Source organism: Streptomyces sp. NPDC059866 (assembly GCF_042731325.1).
Taxonomy (GTDB): Bacteria; Actinomycetota; Actinomycetes; order Streptomycetales; family Streptomycetaceae; genus Streptomyces; species Streptomyces flavusporus.
On record NZ_JBHWJT010000054.1, the window covers coordinates 1 to 20,068 of the forward strand.

At 70.8% G+C, this 20,068-nt stretch carries 19 protein-coding genes and 1 pseudogene; 4 read left to right on the plus strand and 16 right to left on the minus strand.

Translation table 11 applies throughout. From position 1 onward, the window contains the following. Positions 1–115 precede the first annotated feature (115 nt). From ACFV7R_RS42450 to ACFV7R_RS42515, 14 genes and pseudogenes are all read right to left on the minus strand, one after another. Complete coding sequence (locus ACFV7R_RS42450; RefSeq protein WP_385274801.1) at positions 116–178, minus strand: DUF6417 family protein; 63 nt, start codon at positions 176–178, stop codon at positions 116–118. A 64-nt stretch (positions 179–242) separates the two neighbouring features. Continuing rightward, positions 243–326 (minus strand): annotated as a pseudogene (locus ACFV7R_RS42455) (DUF6417 family protein); the annotation flags it as partial. An 812-nt stretch (positions 327–1,138) separates the two neighbouring features. Next, positions 1,139–1,435 carry a GYD domain-containing protein gene (locus ACFV7R_RS42460; RefSeq protein WP_385274712.1) on the minus strand — a complete coding sequence of 99 codons (297 nt, stop codon included), beginning with the start codon at positions 1,433–1,435 and terminating at the stop codon, positions 1,139–1,141. A 252-nt stretch (positions 1,436–1,687) separates the two neighbouring features. Beyond that, positions 1,688–2,689: a sugar kinase gene (locus ACFV7R_RS42465; protein WP_385274715.1), complete on the minus strand. Its 1,002-nt coding sequence runs from the start codon at positions 2,687–2,689 to the stop codon at positions 1,688–1,690. Further along, the gene (locus ACFV7R_RS42470; protein WP_385274717.1) at positions 2,686–3,570 is read right to left on the minus strand and encodes an SMP-30/gluconolactonase/LRE family protein; all 885 of its coding nucleotides are present in this window, start codon (positions 3,568–3,570) and stop codon (positions 2,686–2,688) included. Before ACFV7R_RS42470 ends, ACFV7R_RS42465 begins: the two co-directional genes overlap by 4 nt. Further along, complete coding sequence (locus tag ACFV7R_RS42475) at positions 3,567–4,199, minus strand: bifunctional 4-hydroxy-2-oxoglutarate aldolase/2-dehydro-3-deoxy-phosphogluconate aldolase (RefSeq protein WP_385274719.1); 633 nt, start codon at positions 4,197–4,199, stop codon at positions 3,567–3,569. The genes ACFV7R_RS42470 and ACFV7R_RS42475 overlap by 4 nt, the downstream gene beginning before the upstream one ends. Before the next feature lie 28 nt (positions 4,200–4,227). Beyond that, on the minus strand, positions 4,228–5,046 hold the full coding sequence (locus tag ACFV7R_RS42480; RefSeq protein WP_385274721.1) for a hypothetical protein: 819 nt from the start codon (positions 5,044–5,046) through the stop codon (positions 4,228–4,230). Further along, positions 5,043–6,188, minus strand: a complete 1,146-nt coding sequence (dgoD, locus tag ACFV7R_RS42485; protein ID WP_385274723.1) for a galactonate dehydratase — start codon at positions 6,186–6,188, stop codon at positions 5,043–5,045. The genes ACFV7R_RS42480 and dgoD overlap by 4 nt, the downstream gene beginning before the upstream one ends. Then, the gene (locus tag ACFV7R_RS42490) at positions 6,185–6,916 is read right to left on the minus strand and encodes a FadR/GntR family transcriptional regulator (protein WP_385274726.1); all 732 of its coding nucleotides are present in this window, start codon (positions 6,914–6,916) and stop codon (positions 6,185–6,187) included. Before ACFV7R_RS42490 ends, dgoD begins: the two co-directional genes overlap by 4 nt. Positions 6,917–6,956: 40 nt before the next feature. Then, a complete protein-coding gene (locus ACFV7R_RS42495; RefSeq protein WP_385274728.1) occupies positions 6,957–7,706 on the minus strand; it encodes an SDR family NAD(P)-dependent oxidoreductase in 750 nt (249 codons plus the stop codon). A 55-nt stretch (positions 7,707–7,761) separates the two neighbouring features. Continuing rightward, complete coding sequence (locus tag ACFV7R_RS42500; RefSeq protein WP_385274731.1) at positions 7,762–9,840, minus strand: alpha-galactosidase; 2,079 nt, start codon at positions 9,838–9,840, stop codon at positions 7,762–7,764. Then, a complete protein-coding gene (locus tag ACFV7R_RS42505) occupies positions 9,837–10,691 on the minus strand; it encodes a carbohydrate ABC transporter permease (protein WP_129798017.1) in 855 nt (284 codons plus the stop codon). The genes ACFV7R_RS42500 and ACFV7R_RS42505 overlap by 4 nt, the downstream gene beginning before the upstream one ends. Further along, a complete protein-coding gene (locus ACFV7R_RS42510; RefSeq protein ID WP_385274734.1) occupies positions 10,691–11,626 on the minus strand; it encodes a carbohydrate ABC transporter permease in 936 nt (311 codons plus the stop codon). The genes ACFV7R_RS42505 and ACFV7R_RS42510 overlap by 1 nt, the downstream gene beginning before the upstream one ends. A 1-nt stretch (position 11,627) precedes the next feature. Then, on the minus strand, positions 11,628–12,917 hold the full coding sequence (locus ACFV7R_RS42515) for an ABC transporter substrate-binding protein (RefSeq protein WP_385274737.1): 1,290 nt from the start codon (positions 12,915–12,917) through the stop codon (positions 11,628–11,630). Positions 12,918–13,378: 461 nt separating this feature from the next. Here ACFV7R_RS42515 and ACFV7R_RS42520 point away from each other — a divergent pair, with 461 nt between their 5' ends. Together ACFV7R_RS42520 and ACFV7R_RS42525 are read left to right on the plus strand one after the other, a co-directional pair. Next, positions 13,379–14,332 carry a DMT family transporter gene (locus ACFV7R_RS42520; protein ID WP_385274740.1) on the plus strand — a complete coding sequence of 318 codons (954 nt, stop codon included), beginning with the start codon at positions 13,379–13,381 and terminating at the stop codon, positions 14,330–14,332. A 43-nt stretch (positions 14,333–14,375) separates the two neighbouring features. After that, a complete protein-coding gene (locus ACFV7R_RS42525) occupies positions 14,376–14,504 on the plus strand; it encodes a hypothetical protein (protein ID WP_385274743.1) in 129 nt (42 codons plus the stop codon). Positions 14,505–14,947: 443 nt separating this feature from the next. Here the strand turns inward: ACFV7R_RS42525 and ACFV7R_RS42530 are convergent, their stop codons facing one another. After that, entirely contained in the window at positions 14,948–15,964 is a 1,017-nt protein-coding gene (locus tag ACFV7R_RS42530; RefSeq protein WP_385274745.1) for a zinc-dependent alcohol dehydrogenase family protein, read from the minus strand. Between the two features lie 172 nt (positions 15,965–16,136). Here ACFV7R_RS42530 and ACFV7R_RS42535 point away from each other — a divergent pair, with 172 nt between their 5' ends. Both ACFV7R_RS42535 and ACFV7R_RS42540 read left to right on the plus strand, forming a co-directional pair. Continuing rightward, complete coding sequence (locus tag ACFV7R_RS42535) at positions 16,137–17,018, plus strand: helix-turn-helix domain-containing protein (RefSeq protein WP_385274748.1); 882 nt, start codon at positions 16,137–16,139, stop codon at positions 17,016–17,018. A 179-nt stretch (positions 17,019–17,197) separates the two neighbouring features. Then, complete coding sequence (locus ACFV7R_RS42540) at positions 17,198–18,769, plus strand: von Willebrand factor type A domain-containing protein (RefSeq protein ID WP_385274803.1); 1,572 nt, start codon at positions 17,198–17,200, stop codon at positions 18,767–18,769. Here the strand turns inward: ACFV7R_RS42540 and ACFV7R_RS42545 are convergent. Continuing rightward, positions 18,752–19,978: an RNA-guided endonuclease InsQ/TnpB family protein gene (locus ACFV7R_RS42545; RefSeq protein ID WP_385274750.1), complete on the minus strand. Its 1,227-nt coding sequence runs from the start codon at positions 19,976–19,978 to the stop codon at positions 18,752–18,754. The two genes, ACFV7R_RS42540 and ACFV7R_RS42545, sit on opposite strands and share 18 nt — an antisense overlap. Between the last annotated feature and the right edge of the window lie 90 nt (positions 19,979–20,068).

The window sequence follows — 20,068 nt, forward strand, 5'->3', positions numbered from 1 at the left end:
CACACCATCGGCCGACCTCCGCGAAGGCCCGGGCACCCACTCATCCACGCCAGAACACACTCGTGCGCAGCTACACGACAGCAGTTCACAACCCCCCGGCCTACGCCGGGAGGGGTCAATTCTCCGACGGGATGCGGGCAGCGATCTCCCGCGCCAGCCGGTCCGCCTCCGGCGACACCGGTCCGTCCGTCCTGCTGCGCAACCGTCTGCAGCACCCTGAGCAGATCGTGCGCCTCCTCCAGAGTGAGCACAGCCAGCCGCTCTGCCGTGTGACCCATCGGGGCGAAGTCGATCTCATCGAGGTCGAGGTGGTCGTAGTCGTCCATGGCTGGGCAACGTACCCAGACGCCGACCGGTCACGAGGCCCCGAAAACGTGTGCAGCCCCGGCCGGCGAGGGCACCGGCCGGGGCTGCACGCAGAAAGCCGTGGTCGTGAAGGGCGGTCGCCTACGCGGCGAAAGGCACTGCAGGGCTTCAGCCGAACGATCGTCCCTGCAGGCAATAGGTGAGGCCCGGGGACACTGTCCCCTCCACAACCACACCTGGCACAACACAGCCGACCCCGCGGATGTTCCCCACTGCTGCTCGGCCTTGCCCGGGGCGGGCCTCCGCCCTGGCTCGGGGGACTCAGGACGAAGGCCCACACCCTCTAAATAGTGATCTGCCGCAGTGTGGGTGGGATGGTGGCTGCGGCTGGGGCCTTGGAGACGACGGGTGGACAGCGGGCTGAGCTGGAGCGGCTTGCTCGTTCGCACACCGCGCCGGCTCGGGATCACGCCTACGGACGATCGCCGCAGCTGAGAGGCGCTGCGTCCCCAGATAGAGCTCTCGCCCGAGTTGCTTCGGGACGAAGGAGTTCACGCTGGAGGCGGGCGAGCCCCGAGAACGTCAACTCGTCGACGGCGCCGTTGATCGACTGGCGGGTGCGGCTCTCGCGGGGGGGATGGTTGCTCCGGCGCCGGGACCTGCCGCCCAGAGCCGCCGAGGCCGACAAGGCCGCGCCCCTGCCGTTCACACAGGTCAGCGCCCCAACCAGCCGCAAATGATCGCAGCTTCCCAAGCTGATGCCACCAATGGCAATCGACCGCAAGCCCTGACCTCATGTCCCGATCCTTCGGTCTCCAGGTCTGTCATGCCCTCAGCCAGCGGTCTTGGCGATGATGCGATCCATCTCCTCTTGGCCAAAGGCCCGCAGGGTCGTTGTGCGGACGTTGCCCACCCCGCCGAGCTGCAGGAGCGCCGCGGTGGCGGTTTCGTCGTCGGGAGCCTCAACGATGGCCACGAGGTCGTACGGGCCGACGGTCCAGTAGACGTTCAGGAGCTTCGCGCCGAGCTTCTGTACCGCCGAGGCGAAGGCCTCGGCGCGTTTCGCGGTGTCCTTGTAGTTCCGGATCCCTTGATCGGTCCAGTTCAGCAACGTGACGTACGTCGGCATAACCTTCCACCTCCATGAGGGAACACCCCCTGAGGCTGATTCTGGGCACAACGTCCGAAACGTGCACACGATGCGCACCCGAATGAGTCCGAACGAGAGGACGAGGCGCAGCGTCTCTGAAGAGGGGGGACCCCAGCCAGGCGCCGTGGTCGCGGTCGTCCTGCCGGCCGCATCCGGTCCGGGCGGGGCAGACGGCCCACGGACCACACATCGCTACGGACACCAAAGGAAACACATGAGCCTGATGGCCGCTCACGAGTGGGGGGCGAGTAGAAACGGACCCTGTGTTTCCCATTCCTGCGCCGGAAGGTCGAGGAGCCGCTGGATCCGGTCCCAGTCCGGCAACCGGCCGTGATCGCTGGTCACTTTGAGGGCCGACGCGGCCGTGATGTGCCCGAGCCGCAGCGCGCGCGGTATGTCCCCGTCTCGCAGCAGGCCGGCCAGGAATCCGGCGGCGAAGGCATCGCCCGCACCGACGGGTTCCACCACCTCTGTGCGCAGCGCGGGCACGGTCCACGTACCTTCGCCGCCGAAGGCAGTGGCCGTGTGGCCGCCGTTCTTGACGACGAGGAGGCGCGGGTGCGGCAACAGGTTGCGTACGTCGGCCGCTTCGGGGCCGGTGTTCCAGAGTTCCTGTGCCTCGTCGAGTCCGACGAACGTGATGTCGGCGCGGTCGGCCAGATCGCGCAGCGCGGCGGCGGCCGTTCCGGGCGGCCAGAGCGCTGGGCGGTGGTTGACGTCGAAGCTGATGGCGTAGGGGCGCTCGCTCGGCGCAGTGGTGAGCGCCTGTGTCACCAGGCTGCGGCAGGACGGGGACAGTGCCGGGGTCACGCCCGTGAGATGTACGACGGAGGCCGAGACGAGTCTGTCGTCGTCCAGTACGTCGGGGCCCAGGGCCGAGGCCGCCGAGTTGCTGCGGTAGTAGTGGACGCGGGTACGGGTGCCGGCCGGCTCCTTCACGAGCAGGCCCGTGGGTCGCTCGGGGTCGCAGCGTACGCCGCTGACGTCGACGCCCGCCGCGGCAACTGCGGCGCGCACTCGCCGTCCCAACGCGTCGTCGCCGAGCGCCGAGAGCCAGGAGACGGGGACGCCCAGGTCCGCCAGGTACATCGCCACGTTCGACTCCGCCCCGGCCACCGACACCCGCAGGTCTTCGGCGGTCTCCAGTGACTCGGACGGGGCGGGGGCCAGGGCAGCCATGGTTTCGCCGATACAGACCACCGCTCCTTCGGCGGGCCGCCGGACGTTCGTCATGACACCTCCCAGGGAGACGAAGCAGACGTGCGGTGACGATAGGAGGCCGCCGGCCGGCCTGGTACGTCGACCCGGGCGGTGAAGACCGCTCCGTCGTGAGGGCCGGGCGCGGCGAGGCCCACACGGGCGGTGGTGATGTGGAGGCGGTCCTCCTGCAGGCACACGCCGGCGGGCTGTCGTGCGGGCAGGTGCAGCGTGCGGTCGAGGCGGCCGTCCGGCAGATACCGGCGTACGGTCCCCGTGCCCCACACCGCGACCCACACGGCGCCTTCGACGTCCACCACCATGCCGTCCGGGCTGCCGTCCGCGACGGTGACGAACGCCTCCGGTGCCCCGAGGTCGGCGGTGACCGGGTCCACGGGGTAGCGCCGGATGATGCCCCGTGCGCTGTCGGCCAGGTACATGGTGGCGCCGTCGTCCGTGAACGCCGGCCCGTTCGGGACCGTGATGCCGTCCAGGAGGCGGGCCACCGTGCCGTCGTGGTCGATCCGGTAGAGGGAGCCGGCCCCCTCGTGGGCGTCGTAGGACATGCTGCCCGCCCAGAAGCGGCCGGAGGGATCGGCGGTCGCGTCGTTCATGCGCATGGGCCGTGCGGCGTCCGCTTCGGGCTGTGCCAGCCACCGTGGCGCCCCCTGGGGAGTGAGCAGGCAGATCCCGGTGCCCGCAGCGGCGATCCAGGTGCCCGGAGCACCCGCCACGGGGGCCACCGCGCCCAGGGGGACGGGCAGTCGGGCCAGCTGTTGCAGGGGGTCGGTGGGATGGCCAACGACGGTGAGCAGACGGCCGGCGAGGATGTCCACGAGGACGATGCCGCGGTCCGTCCAGCGGATACCCTCACCGAGCTCGAGGCGGTCGGGACGGAGGGCTTCGGCTTCGGTCACGGCGTGGCGTCCTGTACGACGGTGCGGAAGACACGGGCGCGTTCACGCAGTGCGGCCAGGCTGCCGCCGTCCGCGGCGTCGCCGACCAGAGGTGAGCCCACCCCGACGGCGATGGCTCCGGCAGCGAGATACTCTCGGGCGGCCGCCGCGTCGACACCGCCCACCGGCACGAACGGCTCGTGCGGGAACGGTCCCTGCAGTGCCGTCAGGTAGGCGGGGCCTCCGGCTTGGGCAGCCGGGAAGATCTTCAGTGCGGCGGCGCCCCATGTGCGTGCGGTCAGGATCTCGGTCGGGGTCATCACCCCGGCCAGGACCGGCAGGCCGAGCCCGTGCGCCGCGCCGATGCCGTCGCCGAGCGCAGGGGTGACGGCGAAGTCCGCACCGGCCCGCTGGGCGGCACGAGCGTCATCGGCGGTCAGGACGGTACCGGCGCCCAGGGGCCGGTCGGGGCCGAGTGCTTCGCGCGCCCGCTCGATGACGGACAGGGCGTCCTTGCCGCTCAGCGACACCTCGATCAGCTCGACGCCCTCGTCGGCCAGGGTCAGCACGGTGCGCAACGCTCCCTCCGGGTCGTCTCCGCGCACGATGGCGACCAGGCGGTGGGCGGCCAGGGCCGCTCGAAGATTCATGGACGAGCTCCTTGTCGGACAGGTCGGTTCACGGGCAGCGGCAGTTGGCGGTCAGCGTCAACCGCCACCGCACCTCGCCGGACGCGGGGACCCGGGCTGCGTCACCGGGGCCTGCTTCGGCGAGGTCGAAGACACGGCCGAGCATCGGCTCGACACCCGTACTGCGGTAGGGGCGCACGGACGGGAAGCCGCCCAGGTTGCGCCACAGGGCGATGGACAACGGCTGACCGTCGGCTTCGAGAGCCAACGACAGACGGTCGGTGTGATCGTGGACGCAGCAACGGGAAGCGTCCACGACGGCTCCGACCGCGCTGCCGTCGTCCGGGCCGAACCGGTCCAGGCGCAGTCCGCAGGGATCGGGCCAGCTCCCTGCCACCCACGCGGCGCCCTTCGGCCACGCCCGGTCCAGCAGCGGGGCCGCCTCGGGAAAGATGCGGGTGCTCGCTCCGTCGCGGGAGTGCACCGTCGCACGGTCGGAGAGGTCGAGCAGGGCGTGGGCGGCCCATACGAAGCGGAAACCGGCGTCGGCTGTCAGCACGTAGTCGGCCTCGGCTCCGTCGCGGGTGCTGCGGATGGCGCGGGCCAGCGTGAACCGGTCGCAGTGGACGACGTCCCTGTCCGCGTCTCGGGTCCAGGCCCGTGACCAGGCGTCACCGTGGTCGGGGATGCCGCGGACGGTGGGGATGCATTCCTCCAGTCCGCCCGCGTCCACGAACGGGTCGCCGGGTGACACGCTGTCCCGCTCGGGTGCCTCGCGCCGCCACAGCCATTCCCGCCCGGCCGTGCGCAGTGAGGTCCAACGGCCGCCGTGGGCGGGGTCGGTGACGATGTCCAGCGGCACGGTCACCACTCCGCGAAGGAACCGTCGGGGTGCCGCCACACCGGGTTGCGCCAGGCGTGACCGGTGCGGTCGGCGGCGCGTACGGCGGTCTCGTCGACGGTGATGCCCAGGCCAGGGGCGTCGCCGCGGGATGCGTGGCCGTCGACGAACCGGAACGGCTCGGGGTCGACCACGTAGGACAGCAGGTCGGCATCCTTGTTGTAGTGGATGCCGCGGCTCTGCTCCTGGATGAGGAAGTTGGGTGTGGCGAACGCGACCTGCAGGCTGGCCGCCAGCGCGATCGGGCCGAGCGGGCAGTGCGGGGCGAGCTGGGCGCCGTAGGTCTCGGCGAGCGAGGCGATGCGGTGCACCTCGGAGATGCCGCCGGCGTGGGACAGATCGGGTTGGACGACGGCGATGCCGGCGGTGAGCGCGGGCAGGAAGTCGGTGCGCGAGTAGAGACGTTCGCCGGTGGCCAGGGGTACCGGGCTCGCGGCAACCAGGCCGGGCAGCAGGTGGCCGTGGTCGGGAACGACCGGTTCCTCCACGAACAGCGGGTGCAACGGGGCCAGTTCGGCCAGGACGCGGCGTGTGGAGGCGGCGGTGAAGCGGCCGTGGAAGTCGACGGCGACGTCACGGTGCGGGCCGAGGAGGTCCCGGGCGGCGGCCACGCGGGCGACGACCGCCGCCGTCTCCGCCGGGGTGACGACCGGTGAGGTGGCGCCGGCGGCGTTCATCTTCACCGCGGTGAAACCGGCCTCCACCTGGGCGGTTATCTGTTCGGACAGCTCGGCGGGTTCGTCGCCGCCGACCCAGGCGTAGACGCGGACGCGGTCGCGCACGGGGCCGCCCAGCAGGGCGTGCACCGGGGCGCCGTAGGTCTTGCCCGCGATGTCCCACAACGCCTGGTCGAGGCCGGCGACGGCGCTGGACAGGACGGGGCCGCCGCGGTAGAAGCCGCCCTTGGTCAGCACCTGCCAGTGGTCCTGGATGCGCAGCGGGTCCTGGCCGGTCAGGTACTCGGCGAGGACGTCGACGGCGGCGCGGACGACCTCCGCGCGTCCCTCGACGACGGGTTCGCCCCAGCCGACCACGCCGTCGTCGGTCTCGATCCGGCAGAACAGCCAGCGCGGCGGGACCAGGAAGGTTTCTATGCGGGCGATCTTCACTTGCCGCCTTTCGTGTCGTCGGGGCTCTCGATCCGGTCCAGGTCGCGGCCGGCCTGATCGAGCAGGGCACGCATGGCGGACTCGGCGGCCTGCGGGTCCTGGTCGCGCACGGCGTCCAGGACGGCGCGGTGGGCCGGTACGGGGTCCTCGCTGTGCGGGTGGCTGTGCACGATGCGGTCGCGGTGGGCAAGGCCCGGCTCGATGACCACCTCCATGCGTTCGAGCAGTTCGTTGTGGGTGGCGGCGAGCAGGGCGCGGTGGAAGGCGAGGTCGGCCTCCACGGCGTGGGCCGGGTCGGTGCCCTGCTCCCGCATCGCGTCCACGGCGCTCTCCAGCGCCGCCAGGTCGGCGTCGGTGCGGCGCTCGGCGGCCAGGCGTACGGCGGCCGGTTCGATGATGGCGCGGACCTCGGCGAGGTTGCGCAGGAGTGCGCGGTCGGTGTCGGTGGTGCGGCCGCCCTCGAACTGCCAGCGCAGCACGTCGGCGTCGAGCAGGTTCCAGTCGGCGCGGGCCCGGACGAAGGTGCCGCGTTTCTGGCGGGCGTCGACCATGCCCTTGGCGGCCAGTACCTTGAGGGACTCGCGCAGGGCGGTGAGGCTGACGTCCAGTTCGCTCTGCAGTGCCACCAGGTCGAGCGTGGCCCCTTCGGGAATCTCGCCGCCCAGGATGCGGCGGGCGAGGGCTTCCACGGTCTGGCCGTGCACGCCGCGGCGGGCGTAGGGCGTCATGTCGTACAGCCTTTCTGCTGGTGTGGGGGCGCGGCGGTGGTCATGCGGAGGCCTTCACGACGCTCCAGCCTCCGTCGACGAGGAGGCTGGAGCCGGTGATGAAGGAGGCTTCGTCGGCGCTGAGGAACGCGATGGCCGCGGCCACTTCCTCGGGGCTGCCGAAGCGGCGGGCCGCGGTCTCGGCGATGCTGCGCTGCCGCTCCTCGGGCGGCACCCTGTCCCAGGCGGCGGTGAGGACCGGGCCCGGCAGGACGGCGTTGACGCGGACCTCGGGCCCGTACTCGACGGCGAGTTGGCCGCACAGGGACAGCAGGGCTCCCTTGGACGCGGCGTAGGCAGGGTGCCCGGGGATGCCCATGCGCGCGTGGACGGACGAGGTCAGCACCGCCGCTCCTCGCCGGTCCCGCAGATCGGGCAGCACCGCCCGGAAGCCGAGGAAACTCGCGGTGAGATTGACGGAGAGCTGCCGCTGCCACGACTCCAGGTCCAGCTCGTGCGCCGGTGCCACGTCCACGGTGTAGGCGTTGCTGACGAGGACGTCCACCGGCCCGAAGTCGTGGGCGGCGGCCACGATCCGGCGCCAGTCCTCCTCCGCCGCCACGTCGGCCCGCACGAACCGGGCCCGGCCGCCGTCCTTCGCGATCCGTTCCGCCACCGCCGCGCCACGCTCCTCCGCCACATCGGCGAGCACGACGGCGGCTCCCTCCTCGGCCAGGCGTACGGCGGTGGCGGCGCCGATGCCGGAGGCCGCGCCGGTGACCACGGCCGTACGGCCGGTGAAGCGGTCCATCGTGGGGTCGACTCCTTCGTGAGCTGGGACAGGCCGTGCGGGAAACATATGCGGCTCACTGACGTGTCAGTAGCACCAGGTCGGCATCATGATCGGCACTCCAGGTGAAAGGCAGCCCGTAGTGCAGCAGATGGGCTCCGCTGTACGTCGTCCCCGTCGCCGTGTCCCGATAGCGCGACGCCGGGTCCAGCGCCCGCAGCCGGAGCCGGTCGGGGTGTCCGGGCACGAGCGGGGCGCCGTCGAGGCGCCCGGTGCTCAGCGCGGCGACGACCGTGCGGTCGCCGAAGTCGTACTGCACACCGCAGGTGGTGTCCGCCGGGGTGCCGAGCAGCCGGACCTCTCCGTGGTGGAGGACCTCGCGCACCTCCTTGTAGCGGGCGATCCACCGAGCGGCCTCGGCCCGCTGGTCCGGTGTCCATGCACGCAGGTCGGCCCCTACTCCCAGTACTCCGCACATGGCGTTCACGAAGCGGAACGCGAGGCTGCGCGGGCGCGGGTCGAAGACGCCCGGGGCGTCGGTGACCCAGGAGCTCATCACGTGCGGTGCGTGGGCGTGCAGGAAGCCGTGCTGGACGGTCAGCCGGTCCAGCGGGGCGGTGTTGTCGCTGGGCCAGACGACGTCGGTGCGAGCCAGCGTCGCGTGGTCGATGCGACCGCCGCCGCCCGCGCAGCCTTCGACGGTGACGTCGGGGTGAGCGGTGCGCAGGTGGTCCAGCACGCGCAGGTATCCGGCAACGTGCTCCGCGTCCAGGTCGACGGGGCCGACGGCACCGGGGCGGCCGCGTTCGGTGGGCGGGCGGTTCATGTCCCACTTCAGGTAGCCGATGTCGTACGTGCCGAGGAGCCGGTCCAGGGTGCCGATCACGAAGTCCTGGACGTCGGTGCGGCCGAGGTCGAGCAGGAGCTGGTTGCGGACCAGACGGGCGGTACGGCCGTCGATCCGGTAGACCCACTCGGGGTGTGCGGCGTGGAGGCTGCTTCCGGGGCTGACCGCCTCGGGCTCGATCCACAGACCGAAGTCCAGGCCCAGGCCGCGCACGTCTGCGACGAACCGGTCGAAGCCCTGTGGAAAAGCCTCCGGATCCGGATACCAGTCGCCGAGTCCACCGGTGTCGTCGCTGCGGCCGGTGAACCAGCCGTCGTCCACCACGAACAGCTCGGCGCCGATGTCCGCGGCCGCCTTGGCCAGTTCGAGCTGCCCGGCGGCGTCGACGTCGAAGCCGGTGGCCTCCCAGGAGTTGTAGAGGACCTTGCGGGTGCGCCGCAGGCGGTCGCCGGCGAGGTGGCGGTCGTAGCGGTGCCAGACGCGGGACAGGCCGTCGAGTCCGTCCGGGCTGAACGCGCAGGCGAGGCGGGGTGTGGTGAGGGTGGCGCCGGGTGCCAGCACGACCGCTCCCTCGTGCGGCACCCGCCCGGCACGGACCCGGATCGCGCCGCCGGGTTCGGCCTCGGCGGTGATGTGCCAGTTGCCGGGCCACTCCAGGGCCACACCGTAAGCGGGGGCGGTGTCCGTCGTGCCGTCCTGCACGGCGAGCCAGGGTGCGTAGGCGTGACCGGGCGCGCCCTGGGTGCTGCCCATGGTGAACGTGCCCCTGGTCAGGTCGAGTTGGGTGCGCTGGAACTCCTGGGACCACTGGCCGGTGAGGTAGGTGAGGCGTGCTCCCGCGGCGACGGGGACGTTCACGGCGGCCGAGTCGATGCGCTCGAGGCGCAGCTCCTGGGTTCCGGTGCAGGTGAGTTCGGTCCAGCGGTGCAGGACGTCGGTGCCCGGCACGGTGGCGTAGCACAGGGTGGTGCGCAGTCCGAGGACGTCGTCGAGGAAGGTCAGCCGCAGGTTGTGTTCGTCCGCCTGTGCTCCGGCGAAGGTCCACCAGATGCCGCGTTCGTGGCCGGGGCGGCTCGCGATGAGGTCGGCTCCGTTGAACGGCCGCAGCCCGTGCGGCAGGTACTCGGCGGGGGCGACGTCGGCGGGCGTGATGAAGTGGGTGCGGCGCGACCCCTCGAGCGCCGACGGTCCCGTCTCGACGCCGTGCGGTCCCCAGGCGTCCAGTTCGGCCCAGGGGCCGTCCGGGGACAGGCGGACGGTGTAGCTGGTGTGCTCGGTGCGCAGGGTCCAGCGCTGGTACGACGTCACTTCACTGCTCCGAGGTTGAGACCCGCCACGAAGTGGCGCTGGAAGCGGAGGAACACGGCCACGGTGGGCGCGGCGGCGATGACGGAACCGGCGGCGATCACGTTCCACATCGACACGTACTGTCCCTGGAGTCCGATGAGGGCGGCCGTGATCGGCATCTTGGTGTCGCTGCGCAGCACGGTGATCGCCCACAGCAGGTCGTTGAAGATCCAGGTGAACGACAGGGCGCTGAGCGCGGCGAGGGCGGGCCGCGCCAGCGGCAGGATGATCCGCCAGAAGATCTGCCAGGGCCCGGCGCCGTCGACGACGGCCGCCTGCTGGATCTCGACGGGGATGGCACGCATGAACCCGTGCAGGACGAAGACGTAGAAGCCGACGCCGAAGCCGATCTGCACACCGATCAGGGCGGGCAGGGTGTCGTAGACGCCCATCGTCTCGCTCAGCTTGGAGACGGGGATGAGCAGGATCTGCGGCGGGAGCAGGTTGCCGCCGAGCATGAGCAGCAACAGGAAGCGGCGCAGGGGCAGTTCGTACCGGCTGAGGGCGAACGCGGCCATGGCCGCCAGGGCCAGTGTCACCAGGACGCACGGGACGGTGACGATCAGGCTGTTGATCAGGGCGCGCTGCTGGCCGCCGTCGACCCAGGCCAGACGGAAGTTGTCGAGAGTGAAGGAGTGGGGCCAACTGCCCAGTCCGTGGGCGGCGATGTCGTCGAAGGAGCGCAGGCTGGTCACCAGGACCAGGAGGATGGGCAGCAGCCACAGCACCGCGAGCGCCCCGGCCGAGAGGTGGAATCCGGCGGTGGCGGCACGGCGGCGGCGCAGCGCGGCGGAGGTGCGGGCGGTCGCCATCAGTCGGCCTCCCGGAAGGCGCGCAGGAGGTAGGACGCGATGACGCCGAACGCCAGCAGGAAGATGACGACGGCCAGTGCGGAGCCGTATCCGAGCCGCAGGGACTGGAAGGCGGTCGAGTACATGTAGGTGCTCAGCAGTTCGGACGAGTGGTAGGGGCCGCCGCGGGTCAGCGACCACACGACGTCGAAGGAGCGCAGCGAGTCGATGATGATGACGGACAGGACGACCGCGTTGACGCTGCGCAGTTGGGGCAGGGTGATGTGGCGCAGGCGCTGCCAGGGTCCGGCGCCGTCGACCTTGGCGGCCTCGTACAGGGCCGGGTCGATGCCTTTGAGGCCGGCGAGGTACAGGACCATCACATAGCCGATCTGCCGCCACAGGGCGGGCACGATGACCGCGTACAGGGCGGTGTCCTGGTCGGCGAGCCAGGCGTGCCGCAGGCTGCCGAGGCCGACCGATTCCAGGAGCTGGTTGAGGACGCCGTCGGGCTGGTAGATGGCCTGCCAGACCAGGGCGGTGGCGACCAGGGAGAAGACGACGGGCAGGAACAGGGCGGCACGGTAGAAGCCGACGCCGCGCCGCTCCTGCTGGAGCAGCAGCGCGGCGGCGAGGCCCAGCAGGGCGGACAGGCCGCCGAACAGCGCCAGCCACAGCACGGTGTGGCCGACGGCGCCGCGGAAGATGTCGTCGCTCGCCATCTCCCGGAAGTTGTCCAGTCCGACGAACTCCGGCGCCGACACGCCGTCCCAGCTGGTCAGGGCGAGGTAGAAGCCCTGGAGCGCGGGCCAGAACACCCACACGGCCTCGGCGAGCAGCGGGACGACGACGAAGGCGACCACCAGCGGCGGGGTGCGCCGCGGGCTCCGGCCCCGGCCGCCACGGGACGGCGCCGGGACCGGGAGCTTGCGGTGGGGGGCGGTCAGAACGGCCATGTCAGGCGTTCCAGATCTTCTCGGCGTCGCGCTGCCAGTCGGTGAGGATGCTCCCGATCTCCTTGGGCTTGGCGAGGAACTTGGTCAGCGCGGTGTCGGCGGTGGGCTGGAGGGCGTCGCTGGAGTCGCGGTTGAAGAACTGGGTGATCTCGGCGGCCTCCTCGATGTGTGCGCGGCCCTTCTTCACCAGCGGTGTGCCGGCGTCCTTGGCGTCGGGGTGGCAGGGCAGGACGGTGCCGGACGAGCCCTTGATGTAGATCTCCTGCGACTCGGCGGTGGCGAGGTGGCCCAGCAGATCGAGCACACCGTCGCGGCGTCCGGTGCGGGCGCTGGCGAAATAGCCGTCCGCGGGGGCCTCCTCGGCGAGCGGGACCTTCGCGTCGATGACCGGGAAGCGGAAGAAGTCGATGTCGTCGAGGGCGTCCTTGGGCGCGGCGTCGGCGAAGAAGGTGCCGATCAGCATCATGCCGCTGCGGCCGTTGAGCAGGGCGGTCGTTGCGTCCTGGAAAGCGCCCGCGACGCCGTTCGGGTCGAAGTACGGCAGCACCTCCTGCCAGCGGTCGAAGACCCTGCGGACCTCGGGGTCGTCGAAGCGGTGCTTTCCGGCGAGCAGTTCGCGGTGGTAGATCGCGCCGTTGATGCGGATGTCCAGGTAGTCGAACCATGCGGAGGCCACCCAGGCGGTGTTGCCGCCGGCACCCAGCCCGATGGGAGCGACGCCCTTGGACTTGAGCTTGTCGCACAGGTCGAGGAATTCGTCCCAGGTCTTGGGTTCGCTCACGCCCCACTTGGCGAAGTTGGACTTCCGGTAGAACATGCCCCACCAGTAGTAGGTGGTGGGGACGAAGACCTTCTTGCCGGAGCTCGCGGTGCACAGCGTGTTCAGCGCCTTGGAGTAGCGCTTGAGGTCGGACGAGCCCCAGAGCTCGTCGAGGTCGAGCAGCAGGTCCTTCCTGGCGTAGGCGTCCGCCACCGAGCCGGGGTACCAGGTGTACACGTCGGGCGGGTTGGCGGAGGTCAGGTACGTCGGCAGCTGGGTGCGGAAGGTCTCCGCGGCGACCGTGTTGAGGCTGACGCGCCCGGCTCCCTTCTTCTTGCCGTAGGCGGCGACGACATCCTCCATGGCCGCCTTGGCCTGCGGTGCGGACAGGTTGGACTGGAGGGTGACCGCGCCCTTGGACGAGGACTTCGAGGAAGAGGTGGAGGTGACGCAGCCGCTGAGCAACGCCGTCGTCCCGGCGGCGCCGAGTCCGGCGAGGAAGCGCCGTCGGCTGGGCTGAGGGTTTGTCATGGAGGGCTCCCTGTGGATCCGCCCGGCGGCCCGGCCCTCCTGACGGCCGGGCCCGCTCGCGGCGGATCCAGGTTCGCGTGGCGCTTCCGCCACGTCAAGATTAATTACTAATTTATTGGAACTGGGTCCGATGGACGACGCCGGGCCGGGCGGACCGTCGGTGTCGGGTTCGTTGTGCGGGTGGGCGTGAAGTCACGTACCTCTCCCGGAGGTTGGGAAGCAGGAAGAGGTGACGCGGGCCACGCGGATGCCTGGGGCCGACGGCGTCACGGCGAAGACTGTGGCCCCGGGGCCGGAACCTGTCAATAATTATTACTAATTTAGAGAAACATGTTCCGTGGCGAGCTGGAGGTCTTGACGGAACCAGGTCGGCGGTGCAGGTGTCCGGCAACGTTGTCACCGGGTCGACGGTCCGCAGCCCCGGACGCTCCGATCGCGCTCGTGACCGCATCGAGGCGACCATGGCAGGAGAAGGCACAGCCGACGTCACAGGCCCGCCGATCCGGGAGGTGGCCACGCTGCACACCCTGCTCCCCATCGTCTTCGCGCTCTGCGCGGCCTTCAGCAACGCCGTCGCGACGGTGCTGCAGCGCAAGGCGGCGCTCACCGTGCCGCGCTCCCAAGGGTTCCGGGCCGGGCTGATGCTCGATCTGCTGCGGCGGCCCGTCTGGCTGTCCGGCATCCTCGCGGTGATCGCCGCCGGTGTCTGCCAGGCGCTGGCGCTGGCGACCGGGCCGCTGACGATCGTGCAGCCGCTGTTCGTGCTGGAGCTGCCGCTCACCCTCATCGTCGCCTCGTTCCTGATGCACCGGCATCTGCCGGGCACGGGCTGGCTGGCCGTGACGGTGGTGGTGGCCGGGCTGGCGGTCGCGCTCGCCGCCGCGTCCCCCACCGGCAATCGCACCCATGTGGCGCTGGACCGCTGGATTCCCGCCCTCGCCGTGTGCATGGGGACGGTCGTCGCTCTCGCTCTCGCGGCCCTCCGGCGCCCGGAGGGCCGCGCCCGGGCCGCCTGTCTGGGGGCCGCGACAGCGATCAGTTACGCGGTGACCGCGGCGCTGATGAAGGCCTCCACGCACATCCTCGACGAGCAAGGGCTCGTGGGCTTCTTCTCCGCCTGGCAGACCTACGCATTCGCCGCCACCGGCGTGTGCGCGCTGTTCCTCCTGGAAAATGCGATGCAGGCCGGTCCACTGGTCGCCTCGCAGCCCGCCCTCACCCTCGGGGACGCGATGGTGAGCCTCGCACTCGGCATCACCCTGTACGAGGAGGAGATCCGCTCCGGGTGGTGGCTGCTGCCCCAGCTGTTCGGTGTCGCGCTGATCGCCGCGGGAGTCCTCGCACTGTCACGGATTCCACTCACCCAGTCACTGGTGGCGCCGGACGAGGAGCGCCGGACCGCGGAGGCTCCCTGACGACGTCCCAGGTGGTACGGGCCCGGGAGGGCGGCGGCGAGTCGTGAGTGCAGGCGGTCACGGCCGACAGCAGGGCGGCGGCCGGGACCGCACGGGCGAGGGCGTCGTGGAGCATGCGGCGCAGGCGCTTTCGGCGGCGAACGCGATCGAGGTGCCGGCCCGGTCGGGGTGAGGGCGTACGGCGCCGCCGCCGTTGACGAACAGGAGCGTGCCGCGGCCGCGGGCGCGCACGCCGGGGAGGACGGCGTTCACACAGGTGACGGGGCCCTTGACGGAGAAGACCAGGGGCGCTCGTGTCGAGGACCGGCTGCATGAAGCCGGGGCGGGTACGGGGCTGTACCGAAGGATCTCGACGGGTCCGAGGGCGTCGGACGCCGTCCTCAGGGCCGCGGTGAGGATGCGGGGTCCAGGACGTCGGCGACGTCGGCGACGAAGCCCCGGGGCCTGGACGTTGTCGCGGGTCGGCTCCTCCAGGTGCGCGGCGCTGCGGGAGACGAGGGCGACGGTGTGGCCGGCGGCTCCGCAGCGGCGGGCGGTGGCCGGCCCGAGGCCGGGCCCGGCGCCGACGAGAGCGAAGGTGGTGACTCCTCCCCGTCGGAGGGGATTCGTGTGCGGTCAGGGAGCCAGGAGGGCCTTGATGGCGCGGCGTTCGTCCATCGCCCTGTAGCCCTCGGCGACCTGCTCCAGGGGCAGGGTGAGGTCGAAGACCTTGCCCGGGTTGATCCGGCCCGTGAGGACGCGGTCGATGAGGTCGGGCAGGTAGCGGCGCACGGGTGCGGGGCCGCCGCGCAGGCCGACGTGGGAGAAGAACAGTTCCTGGCCGTCGATCGCCACATCGTGCGGGACGCCGACGAAGCCGACGTTGCCGCCGGGCCGGGCGGAGCGCAGGGCCTGCCTCATGGCCTCCGGGGTGCCTACGCACTCCAGCACCGAGTCGGCGCCGATCCCTTCGGTGAGGTCCTTGACGCGGGCGACACCTTCCACACCGCGTTCGCTGATGATGTCGGTGGCACCGAACTCGAGGGCCAACTGCCGGCGGGAGTCGTGGCGGCTCATGGCGATGATCCGCTCGGCGCCGAGCTCGCGCGCGGCGATGACGCCGCACAGGCCAACCGCTCCGTCGCCGACCACGACGGCGGTCGAGCCGGGCTTGACCTCGGCGGCGAGGGCGGCGTACCAGCCGGTGCCCATCACGTCGGAGACGGCGAGCAGACCGGGCACGAACTCGCCGGACGGGTGCTCGTCGGTGGCGACGAGGGTGCCGTGCGCGTTGGGGATGCGGACGTAGTCGGCCTGGCAGGTGCTCATGAACTCGCGGTGCAGGCAGTTGGACTGCCAGCCGTTACGGCAGTTCGCGCAGGTGTTGTCCGAGGTGGCGAAGGAGCCGACCACGAACTGGCCCGGTTTGACCGAGGTGACCTCGCTGCCGACCTCCTCGACGATGCCGACGTACTCGTGCCCCATCGGGTGGGGCTCGTCCACGGCCTCCAGACCGCGGTACGGCCACAGGTCCGAGCCGCACACGCAGGTGGCGACCGTGCGGATGACCGCGTCGGTCGGCTGGATGATCTGCGGGTCGTCGAGGTTCTCGAAACGTACGTCGCCAGGAGCGTGGATGACTGTTCCGCGCATGATGGTGCTTCTTTCAGTGCGAGGGCCCGTGTGCCGCAGCCGGGGGGAGGGAATGGCTGCTCACGTTCGAGACTCACACCTGAGGGCACGTACGGAAAACGGAGAAACACATCCGGAGAGGGGAACATCCTGGGAGTAAATTCTCCCCCCTTTCCAGGATGGGATCGATGTCATGCTGGGAAGCATGACCGGCAACGTTCCCCTCAATGAGCTGGGAGAATTCCTCAAAAAACGCCGTGGCGAGCTGAGCCCGCGCACCGTCGGACTGCCTGAGACCGGCGGGCCTCGCCGGGTGGCCGGGCTGCGCCGCGAGGAGGTCGCCCAGCTCGCCGGCATCAGCATCGACTACTACACCCGGCTCGAGCAGGGCCGTATGCAGGCATCCACGCCCGTGTTGGACACGCTCACCCGGGTACTGCACCTGGACGACGACGAGCGGGCCTGTCTCTTCCAGCTCGCGGGCAGGACCACCACCCGCACCCGGCGCCGCGGTCGGCAGAAGGTCCAGCCGCAACTGCAGCGGGTCCTGGACGACCTCACCGCCACCCCGGCCATCGTGCAGGGCCGGCGCGGGGACATTCTGGCCTGGAACGCGCCGGCCGCTGCCCTGGTCACCGATTTCTCCCGCGTTCCGGAAAAGCACCGCAACCATCCCAGGATCCAGTTCACGGATCCGGCCATGCGCACCCTGTACGCCGACTGGGAGGCCTCCGCGCGGATTTCCGTGGCCCAGCTTCGGATGGAGGCCGCCAAGTATCCCGAGGACCCCCGACTGATCGAGCTGGTCGGTGAACTGTCCACGCGTGATGAGCACTTCGCCCGGTGGTGGGGCGATCACCGTGTCGCCGCCCGCACCGTGGGCACGAAGACCCTCAACCATCCGGTCGTCGGCGAACTCGTCCTGGACTGGGACACCCTGACCGCCAACACCGACCCCGACCAGCACCTGACCGTCTGGACGGCCGCGCCCGGCTCCCCCACCCACGAGCGGCTGCGCATCCTCGCCTCCTGGGCCACCGACCAGAACCTGGCCGCCTCCCCCTCCCTCACCTGACGGCAACCGGCGGTCGGTGCATCGCGCCCGTGTCCCGGCGTACGACGGGCCGCCTCCGTGGCCGCTTCGAGACGCATCTGCAACACCCCGTGTCGCACGTTCCGGTGCCCTGTGCCGTCACAGTCACAGAAGGCCACGTCAACAGACGTCCACGTCAACGGACCGAGGGGGCACGGATGATGGAGTGGTACGAGCGCCACCGGACACGGCGGCTGCGCGGCACGCTGCTCGCGCTCACGGCGGCGGGCGGCCTGCTGCTCACCGGCTGCGGCGCGAGCGACACCGGCGACAACAGCCGCGCCTCGGACGCGAGCGAGCACAACTCCGGCTTCCCCGCCCCACTGCCCGCCCCCGACCGCAGCCAGGGGACCGGCGAGCAGCAGGACGACACCGACTCCCGCGAGGTCGCCCCCTCCCCCGACTACCTCTCCACCTTCGCCCTCGACGTGGACACCGCCTCCTACGGATACGCCCGCCGCGCCCTCGCCGAGGGCAGGCTGCCCGACCCGTCGACGATTCGCCCCGAGGAGTTCGTCAACAGCTTCCGCCAGGATTACGAACGCCCCGACGGCGACGGCTTCACGGTCACCGTCGACGGCGCCCGCACCGACGAGGAGAACTGGTCCCTGATCCGCGTGGGCCTCGCCACGCGCAGCGCCGAACAGGCCGGTGAACGCCCGCCCGCCGCCCTGACGTTCGTCATCGACATCTCGGGCTCCATGGCCGAACCGGGCCGCCTCGACCTCGCCCGGCAGTCCCTGTCCGTGATGACGGACCGGCTGCGCGGCGACGACTCGGTCGCGATCGTCACCTTCAGCGACGAGGCCGAGACCGTGCTCCCCATGACGCGTCTGGACGGCCGTCGCGGCGAGATCCACGAGGTCATCGACAGTCTGGAGCCCGCCGAGTCCACCAACCTCGGCGCGGGCGTCGAGACCGGATACGCCACCGCGGTCGAGGGTCTGCGCGAGGGCGCCACCAACCGGGTCGTCCTGGTCTCCGACGCGCTCGCCAACACCGGCGACACCGACCCGGACGCGATCCTGGAGCGGATTGCCACGGAACGCCGCGAGCACGGCATCACCCTGTTCGGCGTCGGCGTCGGCAGCGACTACGGCGACGCCCTGATGGAACGCCTCGCCGACCGGGGAGACGGCCACACGGTCTATGTCTCGAACACCGAGGACGCCCGGGAGGTGTTCTGCGAACAGCTCCCGCAGAACATCGAACTGACGGCCCGTGACGCCAAGGCCCAGGTCGCTTTCGACCCCGCGACGGTCGCCGAGTTCCGCCTCGTCGGCTACGACAACCGCCATGTCGCCGACGACGACTTCCGCGACGACCGCGTCGACGGCGGCGAAGTCGGCCCCGGCCACACCGTCACCGCCCTGTACGCGGTGCGCACCGAGCCCGGCGCCGACGGCCACCTCGCCACCGCCACCGTCCGCTGGCTCGACCCCGACACCCGCGCCCCGCACGAGGAGTCCGGCGGCCTGGAGGCCGGCGACCTCGACGACTCCGTATGGAGCGCCGGCCGGGGCCTCCAGGTCACGGCCACGGCCGCCTACTTCGCCGACGCTCTGCGCCGCTCCTCCGACCACCGCTACGGCTCCCTGCCCGGCGCCCCGTATCTCGACGAACTCTCGGAGCGGGCACACACGTTGGCGTACAGGACGGAGGACGAGGACGTGCAGCAGCTGGCCGACGCGATAGAGACGGCGAGCCGTATGGGGTCAACTATCTCGGGCTGAAGCCCGAGGTTTGCAGGTCCTGTCCACCACTGGCTGTGGTGTCTGGCCTGCGTCCTGCACCTTGACGGTGCTGGGGCGGTTGACTGCGCCCCGCTGCCACGCAGCCTCGCCACGGTGGGCGATGTTGCGGGAGCCGTTGCGGTCCGCATGCATGACGGTCCCGCAGGACCGGCACGCGAACCAGGCTTGGGACACCCGGTTGGTGCGGTGGGTGTGCCAGCACTCGGAGCACTGGCGGGAGGTGTTGCGCGGGTCCACGAAGACCACGGGCACACCTGCCCGCCGTGCTTTGTACTCGACGAACGCGCCGAGCTGGGCGAAGGCCCACGAGTGCAGCCGGTACCGCTGTTCCTTCTTGGCCGTGACCCTCTGCCGGATGCCCTTCAGTTCTTCCAGGGCGATGCCGCGCGAGGTGCGTTCAGCGGTGTTGACGATGCGTTTGGAGATGGCGTGGTTGGTGTCAGCCGCGAACCGGGATTCGCGACGCCGGATGTTGTTCAGCCTGCGCTTGGCGCTTTTGGTGCCCTTGGCCTGCAACTTCTGGCGCAGGCGGCTCATGCGCCGCCGGTAGCGGTTCACCTTCCGCCCGGACATGATTTTTCCGTCGGAGGTGGTGGCGATGTTGACGATGCCGAGGTCCACCCCGAGGAAGCCGTCCGGCTGGTAGGGATCGGGCTCGGACAGGTCGATGGTTGCGACGAGATAGATCGTCCCGTCGCGCATCATCAGGTCCGACTCGCCCCTGCGGTGGTGAAGGAGTTTCAGCGTCTGGGGCGAGCATACGAAGGGGATGCCCTTGATGCGCCCGGCCACGGTCCAGATGGAAACGGTCTGCTCGTCCAGATTCCAGGTGAGGCACCTGTCGTCGAACGGCTGGGCCGCGTCCTGGCGGAAGCTGATGGGCCTGGACTCCGCCGTGCGCCGGGCCTTGCCGGTCAGGTGACCGTTCTTGATGTTCCCGGCCATCGTCGCGTAGGCGTCCACGACCTTCTTCACCACTCTGACCGCCGGTTGCGCCGACAGGTCGAAGGTGGCCTTGAGGTCGTAGTACACCTCGTCCTGCAACTCATTGCGGCGTTTGAGGCCCTTGCCGAACGCCACCGTGGAGACCCAGTTGGCACCCCGGTTGCAGGCGCGCAGGGTCGCGGCCAGCGCGTCGGCGTCATGAGCCGACCGGGGCCGCAATTTCACCTGCGCAACAATCTTCACACAGATCACGCTAGTAAGCCCGGACGGAGCAGGTCAACTCGGGGACGCCCCGGGTGCTTTGTGCTGCGCAGCGATGCTGTGGCACTCCGC

What these genes read in the sequence shown, in the direction of transcription:
- ACFV7R_RS42520 (WP_385274740.1), top strand. Translation starts at nt 13,379, where the DNA reads ATGGCAGGAGAAGGCACAGCCGACGTCACAGGCCCGCCGATCCGGGAG.
- ACFV7R_RS42475 (WP_385274719.1), bottom strand. Translation starts at nt 4,199, where the DNA reads ATGAATCTTCGAGCGGCCCTGGCCGCCCACCGCCTGGTCGCCATCGTG.
- ACFV7R_RS42505 (WP_129798017.1), bottom strand. Translation starts at nt 10,691, where the DNA reads ATGGCGACCGCCCGCACCTCCGCCGCGCTGCGCCGCCGCCGTGCCGCC.
- ACFV7R_RS42515 (WP_385274737.1), bottom strand. Translation starts at nt 12,917, where the DNA reads ATGACAAACCCTCAGCCCAGCCGACGGCGCTTCCTCGCCGGACTCGGC.
- ACFV7R_RS42465 (WP_385274715.1), bottom strand. Translation starts at nt 2,689, where the DNA reads ATGACGAACGTCCGGCGGCCCGCCGAAGGAGCGGTGGTCTGTATCGGC.
- ACFV7R_RS42530 (WP_385274745.1), bottom strand. Translation starts at nt 15,964, where the DNA reads ATGCGCGGAACAGTCATCCACGCTCCTGGCGACGTACGTTTCGAGAAC.
- ACFV7R_RS42535 (WP_385274748.1), top strand. Translation starts at nt 16,137, where the DNA reads ATGCTGGGAAGCATGACCGGCAACGTTCCCCTCAATGAGCTGGGAGAA.
- ACFV7R_RS42495 (WP_385274728.1), bottom strand. Translation starts at nt 7,706, where the DNA reads ATGGACCGCTTCACCGGCCGTACGGCCGTGGTCACCGGCGCGGCCTCC.
- ACFV7R_RS42510 (WP_385274734.1), bottom strand. Translation starts at nt 11,626, where the DNA reads ATGGCCGTTCTGACCGCCCCCCACCGCAAGCTCCCGGTCCCGGCGCCG.
- ACFV7R_RS42540 (WP_385274803.1), top strand. Translation starts at nt 17,198, where the DNA reads ATGGAGTGGTACGAGCGCCACCGGACACGGCGGCTGCGCGGCACGCTG.
- ACFV7R_RS42460 (WP_385274712.1), bottom strand. Translation starts at nt 1,435, where the DNA reads ATGCCGACGTACGTCACGTTGCTGAACTGGACCGATCAAGGGATCCGG.
- ACFV7R_RS42490 (WP_385274726.1), bottom strand. Translation starts at nt 6,916, where the DNA reads ATGACGCCCTACGCCCGCCGCGGCGTGCACGGCCAGACCGTGGAAGCC.